Source organism: Streptomyces sp. GS7 (assembly GCF_009834125.1).
GTDB lineage: Bacteria > Actinomycetota > Actinomycetes > Streptomycetales > Streptomycetaceae > Streptomyces.
Genome location: NZ_CP047146.1, coordinates 421,532 through 438,296 on the forward strand (window position 1 = coordinate 421,532; position 16,765 = coordinate 438,296).

Consider the following 16,765-nt stretch of genomic DNA (forward strand, 5'->3'; position numbering starts at 1 on the left):
AGCGCCAGTGGAGTTGGTGGTCGGTGCTGGCGTCTGTGATCAGTGCTCGCGTGGGTGATCAGTGCTGGCTTCGGTGATCAGAGCTCGCGTGGGTCATCGGCGTTTCCGGTCCGGGGCAGGGCGCGAGCCATAAGCTTGGGGCGCCGTCATGAGGGGGAGGGGCGATGGAGCCGCTGGCAGGGGAAGATCCACGGGTCCTGGGCGGATACCGGTTGCTCGGCCGGCTCGGCGCGGGCGGCATGGGGCGGGTCTATCTGGGGCGCAGCGCGGGCGGCCGGACCGTCGCGGTCAAGGTCGTGCACGCGCAGTTCGCCGCCGACGAGCAGTTCCGGGCGCGCTTCCGGCGGGAGATCGAGTCGGCCCGGCGGGTGGGCGCCGCCTGGACCGCGCCCGTACTGGACGCCGATCCGGACGCCTCCGTTCCGTGGATCGCCACCGGTTACGCGGCGGGCCCCTCACTGGCACAGGCGGTCGGCGCGTTCGGGCCGCTGGCCGAGCACTCCGTACGCGCCCTGGGCGCCGGACTGGCCGAGGCGCTGACCGCGGTGCACGCCCTCGGGCTCGTCCACCGCGACGTCAAACCCTCCAACGTCCTGCTGACCCTGGACGGGCCGCTGCTGATCGACTTCGGCATCGCCCGCGCGACGGACGGCACCGCCTCCCTGACGGCCACCGGGGTGTCGGTCGGGTCACCGGGCTACATGGCGCCCGAGCAGATCCTGGGCAAGGGCGCGACGGGCGCCGCCGACGTCTTCTCACTGGGGGCGGTACTGGCCTTCGCGGCCACCGGCGTCCCCCCGTTCCCCGGGGACTCGTCCGCCTCCCTGCTCTACAAGGTAGTGCACGAGGAACCGGAACTGGGACCCCAACTAGACGGTGAACTACGGGAATTGGTGGCCGGCTGCCTCGCCAAGGACCCGGCGCGGCGGCCCGCCCCCGAGGGGGTCGCGGCCCGGCTCGCGGGGGACCGGATCGGTGGCGCGGCCGGGCTGGTGCGCGACGGCTGGCTGCCCGCACCCGTTGTCGAGCAGGTCAGCCGGCAGGCGGTGGAACTGCTGAACCTTGAGGTGGAGCAGCGGGAGCAGGGGGAGGTTCGGGAACACCAGGAGGATCGGGAAGAGCGGGCGGGGGCTCCCGGGGCGGCGGGGACGGCGGGGACGGCGGGGGTGCCGAGCGGGACGTTCGGGCCGCCGGATCCGTCGTACGGGGCGGTGTCCGGGCTGATCCCCTTCGACGCACCGGTACAGGTCGAGGCCGAGGCCCCCGCGGACCGGCCCGGCGGCCTCGGCACGCCGCTCCCGCGCCCGACCCCGGCCGCCCCACCCTCCGTACCGCTCACGCCCACGCCTCCCTCCGCGCCTCCCTCCACGTCTTCGTCCACGCCTCCGTCCGTGGCACCGCCGGAGACCGCCTGGCCGTCCGCCGGCGCGCCACCGGCGACTCCGCACGCCTCCGGTGCCACCGACATCGGCGGTGCTGCCGACCGCGCGGATCCCTCCGGCGCTGCCGCCGTCGCGAGCACCTCTGATGCCGCCGCCGTCCCGAGTGCGCCCGATGCCGCCGCCGTCGCCGATCTGCCGACCGGGCCCCCGTCGCCGTCCCCGTTCCCGTCGTCGCCGTCCGCCCCCAAGGAGCGGCGGATCGCGCTCGCCGGTGCCGTCGGCGGCAGGGACCGGCCGCGGCGGGTGAGCTGCACGCTGGTGCTCTCGGTGGCCGGCGCACTGGCCGCCGCGACGACCGCCGGGTTCGTCTTCACGCTGATGAGGAACGGCGGCGGCAACGGCGCCACCGCCACCCAGCCGCCCTCCGGGCACACCGCGTCGGCACAGCCCTCCGAGCCGGCCCAAGGAACCGGCCAAGGAACCGGCGAAGCGGTCGGCGACGTCCCGCACTCCTTCCTCGGCACCTGGAGCGGCGGCATCACGATGGCCAACGGCATCCCCAACGGCTCCATGACCAGCGTCATCAAGGCCGGCCACCAAGGGGAGTTCGTGGTCCGTACGACCTATGACGCGCTGCTGGTGCGCTGCCGGGCGAAGGCGAAACTGCTCTCGGCCACCGATACCGAACTGGTGCTCCAGGAGAGCTCGGACGGCACACAGGGGCCGGGCTGCACGGGCAACACGTCCACGGTGACGTACACCCTCGGCAAGGACGGCGCGCTCACCTTCACCTCCGACGACAAGCGGGGCGGCACCCCGAAGGCGACGTTGGAGAAGAGCGGCTGAGGCGGTGGCGCGGGCCGGCCGGCGCGTGGGCGCGGGGTGTCCGAGGCCGTGGCGCGGGGTGTCGGAGGCCGTGCCGCGGGGCGGCCGGGAGGGGGCTCCCGGCCGCCCCCGAGTCTGTCGGCCCCCTGGCGTACGCTGGTTCAGTCCTTGAGTACGGAGCGCCCCACTCACCGCGCTCACCGTGCCCAGTGTCTGTCCGCTGTCTGTCCGCCTCCGAAAGGGACGCCCCGGTGACCGAGAACGCCGACCTCCAGTCCGTACTCGACCGCGCCGCACAGGGCGGCCGTATCACGCCGGAGGAGGCGCTCGACCTCTACCGCTCCGCGCCGCTGCACGCGCTGGGCCAGGCCGCCGACGCCGTACGCCGCCGCCGCTACGCCGGCACCGAGCACATCGCGACGTACATCATCGAGCGCAACATCAACTACACCAACGTCTGCGTGACGGCCTGCAAGTTCTGCGCGTTCTACGCCGCCCCCAAGGACACCGCCAAGGGCTGGACCCGCGATCTCGACGACATCCTGCGCCGCTGCGCGGAGACCGTCGAACTGGGCGGCACCCAGATCATGTTCCAGGGCGGCCACCACCCGGACTACGGCGTCGAGTACTACGAAGAGCACTTCTCGGCCATCAGGAAGGCGTTCCCGCAGCTGGTCATCCACTCCCTCGGCGCCTCCGAGGTCGAGCACATGGCGCGGATCTCCAAGGTCTCCGTCGAGGAGGCCATCTCCCGGATCCACGCCGCGGGCCTCGACTCCTTCGCCGGCGCCGGCGCCGAACTCCTCCCCGCCCGCCCCCGCAAGGCCATCGCGCCGCTCAAGGAGTCCGGTGAGCGCTGGCTGGAGATCATGGAGACGGCGCACAAGCTGGGCGTCGAGTCCACCTCCACCATGCTGATGGGCACCGGCGAGACCAACGCCGAGCGCATCGAGCACCTGCGGATGATCCGCGACGTCCAGGACCGTACGGGCGGCTTCCGCGCCTTCATCCCGTACACCTACCAGCCGGAGAACAACCACCTGAAGGGCCAGACGCAGGCCACCCTCTTCGAGTACCTGCGCATGATCGCCATCGCCCGGATCTTCCTCGACAACGTCGCGCACATCCAGGGCTCGTGGCTGACCACCGGCAAGGAGATCGGCCAGCTGTCGCTGCACTACGGCGCGGACGACCTCGGCTCGATCATGCTGGAGGAGAACGTCGTCTCCTCGGCCGGCGCCAAGCACCGCTCCAACCGCCTGGAGATCATCGACCTGATCCGCAAGGCGGACCGGGTCCCGGCCCAGCGCGCGACCACGTACGAGCACCTGGTCGTCCACGACGACCCGGCCAACGACCCGGTGGACGACCGCGTCGTCTCGCACCTCTCGTCCACGGCCATCGAGGGCGGCACCGCCCACCCCGAACTGAAGCTGATCGAGACCAACTGACCCCCGCGAACAACCGGTCCCAGTAGCCGACTGAACCCCGTGACCAACCGGTCCCGGCAACCGGCCGAACCCCGTAACCCACTGGGCCCCGCAGTAGAGGCGAGCCGACCGTGACCGACCCCGAGCCGACGCGACGCCGGCCTTGCCGCCGGCGTGAGGCCCGGCCATCGGGCGCGCACCGCACGGCGCCGATCCGCCTCCGCACGCTCCCCCGCTTCTCTACGCTCCCCCGCCTCCACACGCTCCCCCGCCTCCACATGCCTCTCCCGAACCAACCGCTGGACCAAGGGTGTTGACGCTCCACCGGGTGCGCGCCGTCCGGTTCGCCGAGGGCGGCGAACCGGCCCCCGGGCACGCGGTCGTCGTAGACGGCGCCCGGCTGGCCGCCATCGGCCCGTACGAGGAACTGCTGGCGGCCTACGGCATGGGGGTCCCCCCTGCTCAAGCGAAGCCGGGAGCTTGGGGGAGGGCACGGGTCCGGGAGTGGGACGGCGTACTCACCCCGGGCCGCCACGAACCGGACGGCGCCGCCTTCCTGGAGGCGACCTACCACCCCGACCCGCGCGAGGCCGCCGAACTCGGCAGCGAGCCGCTGACCGGGGCCGCGTTGGCCGCACTCGACATGCCGGAGACCCGCTGGGGAGCCAGCGCCCGCCGCGGCCTGCAACGCCTGCTGGCGACCGGAACCACCTCGCTGACCGGCCCGTTCGCCCGGCCCGCGGTACGCACGGCCGTCCGGCGATCCGGCATCGAAGAGCTGCCCGGCCCCCGCCCGCTCCCCCTGGCCGCCGGGGGCCCGGCCAACTTCGCAATCTTCGCCCCGGACGGCACCTGCCTCGCCACGGTCATCGCCGGCCGCCTCGTCCACCGCCGCCGCTGACCCCGCGTCACGGAGCCCCGGCACAAAGCCACCACCCACCACCGTCACAGAGTGTAATAATGGAAGGAACTAGTCACTCTACGTAATCGTTGCCGGGATATGAGGAGGCGGCGAGCGCGGCCACGGTGCCGAGTGGGCGGCAAGTGTGCGGAGGTGGGCGTGAGGGGTGCAGGGGCAGGCGTCAGGGGTGCAGGGGTAGGCGCCAAGGGTGGGTGCCAAGGGTGGGTGCGGGGCCGTGATCGGACATTTGGGCGTTAGGGATCCATTAGCTCCGACTTGCCGCCCGTCAGGGCGGCGTCAAGGGAAGCGGAGCGAGGGGTTCAGCCCTGCAAGATCGTGAGCGCGGGGACGGCCGGACCGGCCGCTCACGATGCGCTACGCACCGCTGGACCGCCCGGATGTTCAGAGGGGGGCATACGGCCGTCCCCGACCAGCCCCAGGCCAGCAGCGGGCGCGCGGTTCGGCCGTCCCCTGCTGACCGATCGCCGGACGGCCGCGCTCTGGCTTCTGGCCGAATGTCCCCTGGCCGAACGTCCTCTGACCTCTGGCCGAACGTCCTCTGGCCGCCCTCTGGCCGGCCGCCCTCTGGCCGACTGTCCACCAGGCGGGTCGCGAGCGCGGTGGGGTCCGGGTGCTGTGTGCCGCCCGGTGCGGGCGGCGGTCGTCGCACGGTGGACAATGGCCGGGTGACCCGAGCATCCCTGGACAAGCAGCCGCACGAAGTCGCCGCGATGTTCGACGACGTGGCGGCACGGTACGACATCACCAACGACGTGCTCTCCCTGGGGCAGGCGCGGCTGTGGCGCAAGGAGGTGGACCGCGCGGTGGCCGCTCGCCCGGCCGAGCGGGTGCTCGACCTCGCGGCCGGTACCGGCACCTCCTCGCTGCCGTTCGCGGCTAGCGGCGCGTACGTCGTGCCGTGCGACTTCTCCGTCGGGATGCTGGCCGAGGGCAAGAAGCGGCACCCGTGGCTGCCGTTCGCCGCGGGGGACGGGACGCGGCTGCCGTTTGCGGACGGTGTGTTCGACGCCGTCACGATCTCCTTCGGGCTGCGCAACATCCAGGACACCGACGTGGCGCTGGCCGAGCTGTACCGCGTGACCAAGCCCGGTGGGCGGGTGGTGATCTGTGAGTTCAGCGAGCCGACGTGGGCGCCGTTCCGGACCGTGTACACCGAGTACCTGATGCGGGCGCTGCCGCCGGTGGCCCGGGCGGTCAGCAGCAACCCGGACGCCTATGTCTATCTCGCGGAGTCCATCCGCACCTGGCCCAACCAGCCCGAACTTGCCGCGCGGCTCCAGGCGGTGGGCTGGACCAAGGTCGCCTGGCGCAATCTGACCGGTGGCGTCGTGGCGCTCCATCGGGGGACGAAGCCCGCCGACTGATCCGCCGGCCGGCGCGTCAACGTACGGATTGTGCCGTCAACATACGGATTGTGCCGTCAGTCGACGTGCCGGCCGTCAGCCGACGTACCGATTGTTCCGGCAAGTGTCGATGTGTCGTCGATGTTCCGGTGTGTTGGTGTGTTGGTGTGTCGGTGTGTCGATGCGTCGCCAACGGGCCGATGTGCCGGAGTGTCATCGCGCCACCATGGAGAGGCCCGCTCGCGTTCGTACCGGAGGTACGTGACGAGCGGGCCTCGGTTTTGAGTTGTCCGGGCTACCGGGAGTCCCCCGGAGCCCTGTATGTCACGACCCCCGGGAGTCGGGTTCCCTCAGGACTCCCGGGAGCCTGGGGGTTACTTCTTGAACGCGTAGTCCATCAGCTTCTTCGCGTCCGCGGTGCGGGTGTCGATCGAGGACGAGGCGAGGACCGTGCCGATGACCGTCTTGCCGCCGCGGGTGGCGGCGAACACCAGGCAGTACTTGGCCTCCGGGCCCGAGCCGGTCTTGACGCCGATGGTGCCCTTGTAGCTGCTGAGCAGGTTGTTCGTGTTGGTCCACGACATGTAGCGGTAGCCGCCGCTCTGCGTCGTGACCTTCTGCTTGGTCGACTTGGTGCCGACGACGGTGCGGAACGTGGAGAACTTCATCGCGCTGCTGGCGATCTTGGTCAGATCGCGCGGCGTCGAGTAGTTCTTGCCACGCCCTATGCCGTCGAACGAGTCGAAGTGGGTGTTCTTCAACCCCAGGCTCTTGGCGGTGGCGTTCATCTGGCCGATGAACGACGTCACCCGGGCCTCCCGGGTCGAGCCGCTGCCGAACTTGTCGGCCAGCGCGTACGCGGCGTCGCAGCCGGACGGGAGCATCAGCCCGTAGAGGAGCTGACGGACCGTCACCTTGTCGCCGACGATCAGGTGCGCCGACGAGGCCCAGTTGTTGTTGACGATGTAGTCGCTGTACGCCTTCTGGATCGTGACCTTCGAATCCAGGTCGAGGTTCTTCTGCGCGAGCACCACCCGGGCCGTCATGATCTTGGTGGTGGACCCCGTGGCGCGCCGGGTGTCCGCAGTCTTGCTGAAGAGGGTCGCCCCGGTGCCGTTGTTCATCACGAAGCCGCCGGGGGCGTTGATCGTGGGCGTCGGGAGGGCGGCGGCCTGTGCCGGGGAGGTGAACGCCCCGGCGGTCAGGACGGCTCCGGCGGTGATGGCGACCGCGGAAGCGCGACGAATGCCCTTAATGCCTTTGATGCCGATTTTCAAAGTGAATGCTCCAAATACCCCTGCAGTGCGGTCACTTGAGAATGCCGCTTACTGGTGAGACGTGCGGGGCAGGGCAATGGATGCACGCGGCCGGGCGGTATTTCTCGCCGCCGTGCCGCCGCCTTGTCGCCGTGTTGGCCATGTTGGCTGTGGTGGCTGCGTTCGCCGTGTTCGCCGTGTTCGCCGGGTTACGGCCTTTGCTCGTTCGGCCCCTGCTCGTTCGGCCACTGCCCCTGTGACTCCTGCTCGTTCGGGGACCGTCCGTTCTGCCCCTGCCGGTTCGGCGGCTGCACCGGCCGGGGCCGGCCACCGGTCCTGCCGGGCGCGGGCTTCATGGGGCAACCCTTCAGTCTCCGATCACCAAGGCCCCCATAGACTGCAGGTGCCCAGTGCCGGTCGGCACCCAGATATCCAGATATCGACTTCCGGGAGACAACGCCGTGACCGAGTCCGAGTCCGCGTCGGTGACCGAGTCCGCGTCAGTGACCGAGTCCGAGTCCGCGTGCGCGTCCGTGACCGAGACCGTCACCGCGTCCGTGACCACGCCGCGATCGGAGCACAGCGCGGATGTGATCGTCGTCGGTGCCGGGCCGGCCGGCTCGGCCACCGCCTACCACCTCGCCAAGTCGGGCCTGGACGTCCTCCTGCTGGAGAAGACCGCGTTCCCGCGGGAGAAGGTCTGCGGCGACGGGCTCACCCCGCGCGCCACCAAGCAGCTGGTCGCGATGGGCATCGACATCTCCGAAGAGGCCGGCTGGCTCCGTAACAAGGGCCTGCGCATCATCGGCGGCGGCTCGCGGCTCCAGCTGGACTGGCCGGACCTCGCCTCCTTCCCGGACTACGGGCTGGTCCGCAAGCGCGACGACTTCGACGAGCAGTTGGCCCGGCAGGCGCAGAAGGCCGGTGCGCGGCTCTACGAGCGCTGCAACGTGGGCGCGCCGATCGTCGACGAGCTGACCGGCCACATCACCGGTGTGCACGCCAAGCTCGGGGAGGAGAAGGTCCCGGTCACCTTCCACGCGCCGATCGTGGTCGCCGCCGACGGCAACTCCACCCGGCTGTCGCTGGCGATGGGGCTGCACCGGCGCGAGGACCGGCCGATGGGCGTCGCGGTCCGTACGTACTTCACCTCGCCCCGGCACGACGACGACTACCTGGAGTCCTGGCTGGAGCTGTGGGACCGCCGCGGCGCCCAGGACCGGCTGCTGCCCGGGTACGGCTGGATCTTCGGCATGGGCGACGGCACCTCCAATGTGGGGCTGGGGGTGCTGAACACCTCCGCTTCCTTCAAGGAGTTGGACTGGCGGGAGGTCCTCAAGGCGTGGTGCGCCTCGATGCCGGCCGAGTGGGGCTACACCCCGGAGAACATGACCGGCCCGATCCGCGGCGCGGCCCTCCCGATGGCCTTCAACCGCCAGCCGCACTACACCAAGGGCCTGCTGCTGGTCGGTGACGCGGGCGGGCTGGTCAACCCGTTCAACGGGGAGGGCATCGCGTACGCCATGGAGTCCGGCGCCATCGCCGCCGAGGTCATCGTGCAGGCGCAGGCCCGTGCCACGTACGCCCAGCGCGAGCTGGCGCTGCACCGCTACCCGAAGGTCCTCAAGGACACCTACGGCGGCTACTACTCCCTCGGCCGCGCGTTCGTGAAGCTCATCGGCAACCCGAAGGTCATGCAGATCGCCACCCAGCGCGGTCTGACCCATCCGCTGCTGATGCGCTTCACGCTCAAGATGCTCGCCAACCTCACCGACCCGACGGGCGGCGACGCGATGGACCGGATCATCAACGGGCTGAGCAAGGTCGCGCCGAAGGCGTGACGTCTCGCGGGCGGCGGCTCGTCGCTCAGTGGACTCCCGGGCCGCGGCTCGCCGCCCAGTGGCTTCCCGGGCTGCGGCTCGCGAGCCTCAGCCCCCGGAGCGGCACCCGCTGAAACGCCTCCGACCAGGCGCGCCGCGGACCGCGGGCCGGTCCCGGAAAGCCCGCGGGCCGGTCCCCGGAAAAAAGGGGCCGGTCCGTCGTCACACTCCCCGTGCGGGATCCGTCAGTGCAGTGACGGTGAGAAGCCAGCAGGGCTCGCCGGATGGATTCCGTAAGGAGAGCAGTGATGGATGCACGGATGAAGAACCCCGCGGTGGTCATTCCGGAGGCCATGCAGCCGCTTCTCAACGTGGCGAAGGCGACCCGCAGCGGCGGGGTGCCGGAGGAGACGCTGGAGCTGGTGCACCTGCGGGCGAGCCAGATCAACGGTTGCAGCTTCTGCGTCGACGGCGGGGTCAAGAGCGCCCGCAAGGCGGGGGTCGCCGACGACAAGCTGTTCGCGGTGGCGGCCTGGCGGGAGGCGCCGTACTTCACCGACGCCGAGCGCGCCGCCCTGGAGCTGGCCGAGCACGCCACCCGCCTCGCCGACCGGTCCGACCCGGTGCCGGACGCGGTCTGGGACGCGGCCGCCCGGCACTTCGACGAGCGCCAGCTGGCGTCCCTCGTCCTGACCATCGGGCTGACGAACCTGTTCAACCGCCTCAACGCCACGACCCGGCAACCCGCCGGTGCCGGCTGGTGATCGAGGCACGACCGACGCGGGGCCGCTCCGGACGGGGCGGCCCTTCCGCGTACCGCACAGCCTGTGGACAGGCGGTACGCGGACATCCGGTCTGCGGAGATCCGGTCTGTGGAGATCCGGTCTGTGGAGATCCGGTCTGCGGAGATCCGGTCTGTGGAGATCCAGTCTGTAGGCATCCGGTCTGTGGAGATCCGGTCTGCGGAGATCCGGTCTGTGGAGATCCAGTCTGTAGGCATCCGGTCTGTGGAGATCCGGTCTGTGGGCGTCGGCGGCGGGTGCACCGTTCCTGTCGGTGGTGGCGAAGCCGCCGCCGGTTCCAACCCCCATGACCCGCAAGGTAATTGAGGCAACCTCGCCGGCCCGGCAGCCTGGTCGGTGTCACGCACTGGTCGACGTGATCGACGTAACGGGAGGAAACGCCATGTTCTTCGAGGGCCACGACGGGACCCGCCTCTGGTACGAGGACTACGGGCAGGGCGAGACGCTGGTGTTCGTGTCGAGTGCGATGCTCCCCACCGACATGTGGGAGTACCAGATCCCCTTCTTCGTCGAGCGGGGCTTTCGCTGCGTCGCCTTCGACCGGCGCGGGCACGGCCGCTCGGACCGGCCCTCGTCCGGCTACGACTACGACTCGACCGCCGACGACCTCGCCGCCCTCCTGGAGCACCTCGATCTGCGCGAGGTCACCCTCGTCGGGCACTCGATGGGCGGTGCGGAGATCGCCCGCTTTCTGGCCCGGCACGGTTCCGGCCGGGTCGCCCGCGCCGCGTTCGTCGCCGCGATGCTGCCCTTCCTGAAGCTGACGGACGACAATCCGTCCGGGGTGCCACAGGCCGCGTTCGAGGCGTCCCTCGCGCTGCTGCGGACCGACCGGCCCAGGTGGATGGCCCGCCAGGCGCAGGTCTTCTTCGCCACCCACCTGGGCGACAACGACATCTCGCCCCTCATGGTCGACCTCACGATCGCGCAGTGCCTGTCGTGCGCGCCGTACGCGACGCTCCAGGTGCAGCAGGCGATCTTCCACACCGACCACCGGGCGGGGCTGCGCGGGATCGACGTCCCGACGCTGATCGTGCACGGCGCGGCCGACTTCTCCGCGCCGGTCGACGTCACCGGCCGGCGTACCGCCGAGCTGATACCGGGCGCCGTCTACAAGGAGTACCCGACAGCCGGCCACGGCATCTACGCCAGCCACCACGCTCGGCTCAACGCCGACCTGCTGGAGTTCCTCACCGGCTGATCACCGGCCGATCACCGGCCGATCACCGGCTGACGGGAAACCCGTTGGCCCGGGCGGGCAGTGGTGTCCGGCGGGCCGGGGCGGTCAGCCGGTCGGCGCCCGCGGGGACCGGCACCGCCGCGAAGATCGCGTCCTGCTTCGCCTGGAGTTCGCGGACCTTCTCCGGCGGGGTGCCGGGCAGCCGCTGCTCCTCGTAGATCTTGTGGGTCTCCAGTTGGGCGGCCTTGCTCTGCGGGGTGTGGAACTGGACCTCGAAGACCTGTCCCGAGTGGGGTGCGCGCCAGGCGGAGTTGACCGCCTTGTAGCCCTTGGCGCGGCCCCAGGTGTCGGACCAGCGGGCGCTGTCGTTGCCCCAGGCGGACAGCAGTCCGGCGGCGACGATGACGCCTTGGGTGTACTGCCCGGTCGGCCACTGAAGTGTGTAGCGGACCGAGTCGTTGATCTGGGAAAGCGAGGTCTCCACGGGCTGCCCGGGGGTCTCCAGCATCCGGGTGGCGACCTTGCGCTTGAGCGAGTCCGGGGACTTCAGCCGCTGGTCGAAGCCGATGAGTTGGGCATGGCTGAGCAGTGCGGCGGCGCGGACCTGGGGGCTGATGGAGCGCTCCGCCCGACGCGCGCGGGCGAGGAACGCGTCGACCTTCTTGTTGTCGTCGGCGCTGAGCCGGAGTCCGTCCTGGCTCCAGCCGCCGGGGCCGGTGGCGCGGGGCTGTGCGGAGGGGGCAGGGACGGGGCCGTGCGGCGGCGCGGCCGGGGACGCGGTGGCGGTGTGCACGGCGCCCATGCCCAGCGCGGTGGCCAGTGCGGTGGCCAGCGCGGCCCGGGTGACGGCGCGGCGGGCGGTGGCCCGGCCGGTGCGGTACGGGGTCATCGGAGTGCGGATTCCTCTCTGCGGGCCGTGTCGCTGATCAGTGGCGGTACGGCTGCCGCATGGCGGTCGTCGTAGTGCTGCCCGCCGGATGCCGGCGGGCAGCACTACGACACAGGACGAGAGGTGCAACGGGCGCGGTGCGCATCGGTGGCTGCGCGGACGGCCGTTCGGCCGGTACCTGACCGGATCGGTGCGCTGCGCGGCGCGAAACGCACGCCGGTCCGGCTGCCGGATGCCGGCCCCTACGGCAGAGGGCCGCCCCTCCCGAGCGGGGGAGGGGCGGCCCTTCAGGGCACTCCGGGGTGCGGCGGCCTCAGAGGACGCGCACCGCGCCGGTGGGCTCGTCGTAGCTGAGCGGGCGCTCGACGATGCCGGTGCTCGGGTTCTGGGCCCCGATGAAGTTGCCGCCGCCGACGTAGACGGCGACGTGGTAGGCGCTGCCCGCGCTGCCCCAGTACAGGATGTCCCCGACCTGGAGGTTGCTGAGGCTGACCTGGGTGCCGGCGGTCGACTGGCTCTGCGAGACGCGCGGCAGGCTGACGCCGATCTGGGAGAACGCGGCCTGGGTGAGGCCGGAGCAGTCGTACGAGGACGGGCCGCTGGAGCCGAGCACGTACGCCTTGCCGAGCTGCGCCTTGAGGAAGGAGACGAGGGCGGCGGCGCTGCCGGTCGCGCTGCTGGAGGTGGAGAGCGAGGTGCGGTCGTCGGAGCGCGAGGCGCGGGTCTGCGCGGCGTCCTGGGCCTTGCGGGCCTCGTCGGCGGCCTTCTTCGCCTCGGCCTCGGCCTGGGCCTTCTTCTCGGCGGCGGCCTTCGCCTTGTTCGCCGCCTTGTCGGCCTTGGCGGCCGCGGCGTCCTGGAGCGCCTGGCGCTCGTAGGCGAACGCGGCCTGCTGGGCGGCGTCCGCGCTCTCGGTGGCACTGGTGGCCAGTGCTGCCGTGATGGTGGGCATCTCCTGGGTTTCGGAGACGGACTTCTCGAGGGCGTTGGCCGGCACGGTGGCGCCGGTTACCGCGAGGGTGAGGAAGCCACCGGTCACGCCCGCACGCAGGGCCCGCGAGGACGCGGAACGGCGGGGCTTCCGGTGGCTGGGTATGAGTGCGTTCGGGGACATGGCACCACGGCTATCAGGCCCCGCAGGTTGCTGCCAACAAAGGTGCAGTACGCCACACTTGACGCGTACGCGACGAATAAAACGGACTTTTGACTGCCCGTCGCCTCGCCCGCGCGATGTCCGGAATTCGCGATCATGTTCCTACGCACGGCATTTGGCGCTTCGTGCGGGCCCTGGCGGCGCTTATCACTTCCTCATCCGCCACGCCAAGGCTTCCCGGGCGTCAAGGACTTAGTGCTTCACGTCGCGTGGGATAGGTCACTTGTGAGTGTCCGTTATGTTCCCGTGACCGAGTGGCCGGCCGGTCGCCCGGTCGGGAGTCGGCCATCCGTCCGCCGGCTCCGTCCGGCGCGCTCGTGAATCGAGGCACGTACCGACGATCACGGCCGGGTCACGAGCGGATCACGTCTACGGGCCCGCCGCGTATATCAGTTGGTTTCGTCCGGGGCCAATTTGCCTGCACGGCACCTCATTTGATAATGGGATGCCTGGCCTGACCAGCGGTAACCTTGGCGAATATCACCTCTAGTGATCACCGGCGAGCGTCGTGTAAGGGGATCATCGGGCATCCGGTTCCATGATCCTTCGTCAGGTGGTGAAGATCACAAAGTCGTTGCCGCACCCCGTGTCGCAGATCACAGAGCGACGGGCATAAGATGCAGGCATTCGGGCTTGTGAACTGCCTCACATAGGCACGATCTCCACGGGGCAGCCGGTAAGCCCGAGCGGACCGCCATCCAGTCATCGTCGACTGAAGGGAGCGAGGACGGTGAACGCTTACGCGCCCATCCTCGTACTGGGAGCCCTCGGGGCAGGCTTTGCGATCTTCTCCGTGGTCATGGCCACGCTCATCGGCCCCCGGCGCTACAACCGGGCCAAGCTCGAAGCGTACGAATGCGGAATCGAGCCGACGCCACACCCGTCCGGTGGCGGTCGCTTCCCGATCAAGTACTACCTGACGGCGATGCTCTTCATCGTCTTCGACATCGAGATCGTCTTCCTCTATCCCTGGGCCGTCACCTTCGACGCCCTGGGGCTTTTCGGGCTCGTCGAGATGCTCCTCTTCGCGCTCACCGTCTTCGTCGCCTACGCCTACGTCTGGCGTCGCGGCGGCCTGGAATGGGACTAGGGGGCACCAATGGGACTGGAAGAGAAGCTGCCCAGCGGCTTTTTGCTGACCACTGTCGAGCAGGCCGCGGGCTGGGTGCGCAAGTCGTCGGTCTTCCCCGCGACCTTCGGGCTGGCCTGCTGCGCCATCGAGATGATGACCACCGGCGCCGGGCGCTACGACCTGGCCCGCTTCGGCATGGAGGTCTTCCGCGGCTCCCCGCGGCAGGCGGACCTGATGATCGTGGCCGGCCGGGTGAGCCAGAAGATGGCGCCCGTCCTGCGGCAGGTCTACGACCAGATGCCGAACCCGAAGTGGGTGATTTCCATGGGGGTTTGCGCCTCGTCGGGCGGGATGTTCAACAACTACGCGATCGTCCAGGGCGTCGACCACATCGTTCCCGTCGACATCTACCTACCGGGCTGCCCGCCGCGCCCCGAGATGCTCATGGACGCCATCCTCAAGCTCCACCAGAAGATCCAGAGCAGCAAGCTCGGGGTCAATCAGGTGCAGGCGGCCCATGAAGCGGAGGAAGCGGCGCTCAAGGCCCTCCCGCTGATCGAGATGCCCCTCTCGACCGAAAAGAAGGGCCTGCTGCGGTGAGCGAGCCGAAGAACCCCGAGACCCCGGACCGGCCGGACGAGGCCGTCCCGGCGCAGCGCGCGGACACCGGCGAGGTGATCGGCACCCGCCACGGGATGTTCGGCGCCAACAACGGAGGAGACACCTCCGGTTACGGCGGGCTGGTGCGCTCCGTCCGGCTGCCCGGCGCGAGCGCGCGGCCGTACGGCGGACCGTCCGGTGCGGGAGAGTACGGAGAGTTCGACGAGGTCGCCGACGAGCTGGAGGGCGCCCTGGACGAACAGGGCCTGGTGCCCGAGAACGTCATCGAGAAGACCGTCGTCGACCGCGGCGAGATCACCTTCCACATCGCCCGGGAGCATCTGCCGGCCGCCGCCAGGACGCTGCGCGACGACCCCGCGCTGCGCTTCGAGCTCTGCACGGGCGTGAGCGGCGTCCACTACCCCGGCGACCAGGGCCGCGAGCTGCACGCCGTCTACCACCTGCGTTCGATCACCCACAACCGGCTGATCCGGCTGGAGGTCTCGGCCCCGGACGCCGACCCGCACGTGCCCTCGCTCGTCGGGGTCTATCCGACCAACGACTGGCACGAGCGCGAGACCTACGACTTCTTCGGCCTCGTCTTCGACGGGCACCCGGCGCTCACGCGGATCATGATGCCGGACGACTGGCAGGGCTTCCCGCAGCGCAAGGACTACCCGCTCGGCGGCATTCCCGTCGAGTACAAGGGCGCCCGGATCCCGGCTCCCGACCAGCGGAGGTCGTACACCTGATGAGCACTCCCAGCGAGGCGTCCCGCGCAACCCCCCGCGAGACCACGGAAGGCACCGTCTACACGGTCACCGGCGGCGACTGGGACGAGGTCGCGGCGGGCGCCGCCAAGTCCGACGACGAGCGGATCATCGTCAACATGGGGCCGCAGCACCCGTCCACCCACGGCGTGCTCCGGCTGATCCTGGAGATCGACGGCGAGACCGTCACCGAGGCCCGCTGCGGCATCGGCTACCTGCACACCGGCATCGAGAAGAACCTCGAATACCGGACCTGGACGCAGGGCACGACGTTCGTGACGCGGATGGACTACCTGACGCCCTTCTTCAACGAGACGGCCTACTGCCTGGCCGTGGAGAAGCTGCTCGGCATCACCGACCAGGTGCCCGACCGGGCCTCGGTCATCCGCGTGCTGCTGATGGAGCTCAACCGGCTCTCCTCCCACCTGGTGTGCATCGCCACCGGCGGCATGGAGCTGGGCGCCACCACGATCATGATCTACGGCTTCCGCGACCGGGAGATGATCCTCGACATCTTCGAGCTGATCACCGGCCTGCGGATGAACCACGCCTACATCCGCCCCGGCGGCCTGGCCCAGGACCTGCCGCCGGGCGCCGTCGACCAGGTGCGCGCCTTCGTCAGGAAGATGCGCAGGAACCTCGTCGAGTACGACAAGCTCGCCACCGGCAACCCCGTCTTCAAGGGCCGCATGGAGGGCATCGGCTACCTCGACCTGGCCGGCTGCATGGCCACCGGAGCCACCGGGCCCATCGTCCGCTCCGCCGGACTGCCCCATGACCTGCGCAGGACGCGGCCGTACTGTGGATACGAGAACTACGACTTCGAGGTGCCGACAGCCGACACCTGCGATGCCTACGGCCGGTTCCTGATCCGGCTGGAGGAGATGCGCCAGTCGCTCGGCATCGTCGAGCAGTGCCTGGACCGGCTGGAGCCCGGGCCCGTGATGGTCGCGGACAAGAAGATCGCCTGGCCCGCCCAGCTGGCCCTGGGCCCCGACGGCCTCGGCAATTCCCTCGACCACATCAAGAAGATCATGGGCACCTCGATGGAGGCCCTGATCCACCACTTCAAGCTGGTGACGGAGGGCTTCCGGGTCCCGCCCGGCCAGGCGTACGCCGCCGTCGAGTCGCCCAAGGGCGAGCTGGGCGTCCACGCGGTCAGCGACGGTGGCACCCGCCCCTACCGGGTGCACTTCCGCGACCCGTCCTTCACCAACCTGCAGGCCATGGCAGCGATGTGTGAAGGCGGCCAGGTCGCCGACGTCATCGTCGCCGTCGCGTCCATCGACCCCGTGATGGGAGGCGTCGACCGGTGAACGCCAC

14 protein-coding genes are annotated in these 16,765 nt (G+C 70.4%); 11 read left to right on the forward strand and 3 right to left on the reverse strand.

The features are described 5' to 3' along the window. Nucleotides 1–164 precede the first annotated feature (164 nt). The 4 genes from GR130_RS01885 to GR130_RS01900 all read left to right on the forward strand — a co-directional run bounded on the left by GR130_RS01885 (nucleotide 165) and on the right by GR130_RS01900 (nucleotide 5,923). On the forward strand, nucleotides 165–2,228 hold the full coding sequence (locus tag GR130_RS01885) for a serine/threonine-protein kinase (RefSeq protein WP_159503093.1): 2,064 nt from the start codon (nucleotides 165–167) through the stop codon (nucleotides 2,226–2,228). Between the two features lie 230 nt (nucleotides 2,229–2,458). Continuing rightward, nucleotides 2,459–3,658, forward strand: a complete 1,200-nt coding sequence (gene mqnC / locus GR130_RS01890) for a cyclic dehypoxanthinyl futalosine synthase (RefSeq protein ID WP_159503094.1) — start codon at nucleotides 2,459–2,461, stop codon at nucleotides 3,656–3,658. 289 nt (nucleotides 3,659–3,947) lie between these two features. Beyond that, nucleotides 3,948–4,538: an imidazolonepropionase-like domain-containing protein gene (locus GR130_RS01895; RefSeq protein ID WP_159503095.1), complete on the forward strand. Its 591-nt coding sequence runs from the start codon at nucleotides 3,948–3,950 to the stop codon at nucleotides 4,536–4,538. Between the two features lie 686 nt (nucleotides 4,539–5,224). Continuing rightward, entirely contained in the window at nucleotides 5,225–5,923 is a 699-nt protein-coding gene (locus tag GR130_RS01900) for a demethylmenaquinone methyltransferase (RefSeq protein WP_159503096.1), read from the forward strand. 353 nt (nucleotides 5,924–6,276) lie between these two features. On the opposite strand, the gene GR130_RS01905 is transcribed toward GR130_RS01900, so the two are convergent. Further along, nucleotides 6,277–7,179, reverse strand: coding sequence for a D-alanyl-D-alanine carboxypeptidase family protein (locus tag GR130_RS01905; RefSeq protein WP_443043521.1), 903 nt, complete (start codon nucleotides 7,177–7,179; stop codon nucleotides 6,277–6,279). 512 nt (nucleotides 7,180–7,691) lie between these two features. On the opposite strand from GR130_RS01905, the gene GR130_RS01910 reads away from it, so the two are divergent. The 3 genes from GR130_RS01910 (at nucleotide 7,692) to GR130_RS01920 (ending at nucleotide 10,982) form a co-directional block, all read left to right on the forward strand. Next, nucleotides 7,692–8,999 (forward strand): geranylgeranyl reductase family protein, encoded by a 1,308-nt coding sequence (locus tag GR130_RS01910; RefSeq protein ID WP_443043748.1) that lies wholly within the window; start codon nucleotides 7,692–7,694, stop codon nucleotides 8,997–8,999. Nucleotides 9,000–9,286: 287 nt separating this feature from the next. After that, the gene (locus tag GR130_RS01915) at nucleotides 9,287–9,742 is read left to right on the forward strand and encodes a carboxymuconolactone decarboxylase family protein (RefSeq protein WP_159503097.1); all 456 of its coding nucleotides are present in this window, start codon (nucleotides 9,287–9,289) and stop codon (nucleotides 9,740–9,742) included. Between the two features lie 421 nt (nucleotides 9,743–10,163). Next, nucleotides 10,164–10,982 carry an alpha/beta fold hydrolase gene (locus GR130_RS01920; protein ID WP_159503098.1) on the forward strand — a complete coding sequence of 273 codons (819 nt, stop codon included), beginning with the start codon at nucleotides 10,164–10,166 and terminating at the stop codon, nucleotides 10,980–10,982. A 22-nt stretch (nucleotides 10,983–11,004) separates the two neighbouring features. Here the strand turns inward: GR130_RS01920 and GR130_RS01925 are convergent, their stop codons facing one another. Together GR130_RS01925 and GR130_RS01930 are read right to left on the reverse strand one after the other, a co-directional pair. Beyond that, nucleotides 11,005–11,850, reverse strand: a complete 846-nt coding sequence (locus tag GR130_RS01925; protein WP_159503099.1) for an ATP nucleotide 3'-pyrophosphokinase — start codon at nucleotides 11,848–11,850, stop codon at nucleotides 11,005–11,007. Between the two features lie 313 nt (nucleotides 11,851–12,163). After that, the gene (locus GR130_RS01930; RefSeq protein ID WP_159503100.1) at nucleotides 12,164–12,961 is read right to left on the reverse strand and encodes a C40 family peptidase; all 798 of its coding nucleotides are present in this window, start codon (nucleotides 12,959–12,961) and stop codon (nucleotides 12,164–12,166) included. A gap of 769 nt (nucleotides 12,962–13,730) precedes the next feature. On the opposite strand from GR130_RS01930, the gene GR130_RS01935 reads away from it, so the two are divergent. Genes GR130_RS01935 through GR130_RS01950 form a run of 4 tightly spaced genes read left to right on the forward strand, consistent with a single transcriptional unit; the run spans nucleotide 13,731 to nucleotide 16,758 of the window. After that, nucleotides 13,731–14,090 (forward strand): NADH-quinone oxidoreductase subunit A, encoded by a 360-nt coding sequence (locus tag GR130_RS01935; RefSeq protein WP_043264951.1) that lies wholly within the window; start codon nucleotides 13,731–13,733, stop codon nucleotides 14,088–14,090. 9 nt (nucleotides 14,091–14,099) lie between these two features. Further along, nucleotides 14,100–14,672, forward strand: coding sequence for a NuoB/complex I 20 kDa subunit family protein (locus GR130_RS01940; RefSeq protein WP_159503101.1), 573 nt, complete (start codon nucleotides 14,100–14,102; stop codon nucleotides 14,670–14,672). Beyond that, the gene (locus GR130_RS01945; protein ID WP_159503102.1) at nucleotides 14,669–15,424 is read left to right on the forward strand and encodes an NADH-quinone oxidoreductase subunit C; all 756 of its coding nucleotides are present in this window, start codon (nucleotides 14,669–14,671) and stop codon (nucleotides 15,422–15,424) included. Before GR130_RS01940 ends, GR130_RS01945 begins: the two co-directional genes overlap by 4 nt. After that, nucleotides 15,424–16,758, forward strand: a complete 1,335-nt coding sequence (locus GR130_RS01950) for an NADH-quinone oxidoreductase subunit D (RefSeq protein WP_159503103.1) — start codon at nucleotides 15,424–15,426, stop codon at nucleotides 16,756–16,758. Before GR130_RS01945 ends, GR130_RS01950 begins: the two co-directional genes overlap by 1 nt. The last annotated feature ends 7 nt before the right edge of the window (nucleotides 16,759–16,765 follow it).

Excerpts from the sequence above, each read along its gene's own strand:
- GR130_RS01915 (WP_159503097.1), top strand. The coding sequence starts at position 9,287 with ATGGATGCACGGATGAAGAACCCCGCGGTGGTCATTCCGGAGGCCATG.
- GR130_RS01950 (WP_159503103.1), top strand. The coding sequence starts at position 15,424 with ATGAGCACTCCCAGCGAGGCGTCCCGCGCAACCCCCCGCGAGACCACG.
- GR130_RS01930 (WP_159503100.1), bottom strand. The coding sequence starts at position 12,961 with ATGTCCCCGAACGCACTCATACCCAGCCACCGGAAGCCCCGCCGTTCC.
- GR130_RS01920 (WP_159503098.1), top strand. The coding sequence starts at position 10,164 with ATGTTCTTCGAGGGCCACGACGGGACCCGCCTCTGGTACGAGGACTAC.
- GR130_RS01940 (WP_159503101.1), top strand. The coding sequence starts at position 14,100 with ATGGGACTGGAAGAGAAGCTGCCCAGCGGCTTTTTGCTGACCACTGTC.
- GR130_RS01925 (WP_159503099.1), bottom strand. The coding sequence starts at position 11,850 with ATGACCCCGTACCGCACCGGCCGGGCCACCGCCCGCCGCGCCGTCACC.
- GR130_RS01885 (WP_159503093.1), top strand. The coding sequence starts at position 165 with ATGGAGCCGCTGGCAGGGGAAGATCCACGGGTCCTGGGCGGATACCGG.